This window comes from Holdemanella sp. DFI.5.55 (assembly GCF_020593575.1).
GTDB classification, from domain to species: domain Bacteria; phylum Bacillota_I; class Bacilli_A; order Erysipelotrichales; family Erysipelotrichaceae; genus Holdemanella; species Holdemanella hominis.
In genome coordinates, this window is the sequence record NZ_JAJDMK010000167.1 from 1 (window position 1) to 1026 (window position 1026).

The 1026-nt window shown below is 39.7% G+C and carries 1 protein-coding gene; it reads left to right on the plus strand.

All coding sequences use genetic code 11. The annotated features are described in order from the left end of the window. Entirely contained in the window at positions 1–1026 is a 1026-nt protein-coding gene (locus LJE08_RS13575) for a sugar kinase (protein ID WP_227403526.1), read from the plus strand.

Consider the following 1026-nt stretch of genomic DNA (forward strand, 5'->3'; position numbering starts at 1 on the left):
ATGAAACAAAAAGTAGTCACTTTTGGAGAAATCATGTTACGTTTAGCACCAGAAGGATATTATCGCTTTGTACAAGCCGATACATTTGGTGCAACTTATGGTGGTGGAGAAGCCAATGTAGCTGTTTCTTTAGCTAATTATGGTTTTGATGCCAAATACGTAACTCGTCTTCCAAATCATGAAATTGGCCAATGTGCCATCAATTCATTACGCAAATATGGTGTAGACACATCTTATATTGCTCGTGGTGGAGACCGTATTGGTATCTACTATCTAGAAAAAGGTGCTAGCCAACGTCCTAGTAAAGTTATTTATGATCGTGCAGGATCTAGTATTTATACAGCTACAAGTGCGGATTTTAACTGGGATGAAATCTTTAAAGACTGTGCTTGGTTCCATATTACAGGGATTACACCTGCTTTATGTGACAATGTAGCCAAACTTACAATAGAAGCTTGTAAGAAAGCAAAGGAACATGGAGTTAAGATCTCATGTGACTTGAACTATCGTAATAAGCTATGGTCAAAAGAAAAAGCTGGTGAAGTCATGGCTAAGATCTGTGAATATGTCGATGTATGTATTGCCAATGAAGAAGATGCAGCCGATGTATTTGGAATCAAGGCCAGTGATACGGATGTAACATGTGGTGAAGTCAATCGCGAAGGATATAAGGAAGTAGCTAGTGAATTGACAAAACGCTTTGGATTTGAAAAAGTAGCCATCACATTAAGAGAGTCAATCAATGCGAATATCAACAACTGGTCCGCTATGTTGTATGATGGAAAAGATTACTATTTCTCAAAGAGATACAACATGCAGATCGTAGATCGTGTAGGTGGTGGAGACAGTTTTGGAGCTGGATTGATTGCCGCAAGCCTAGAAGGATATGATCCTCAGGCAACCATTGAATTTGCGGTAGCCGCAAGTTGCTTAAAACACTCTATCGAAGGTGATTTCAACATGGTAAGCATGGGCGAAGTGTTGAAATTAGCTGGTGGAGATGGTTCAGGCCGCGTTCAAAGATAA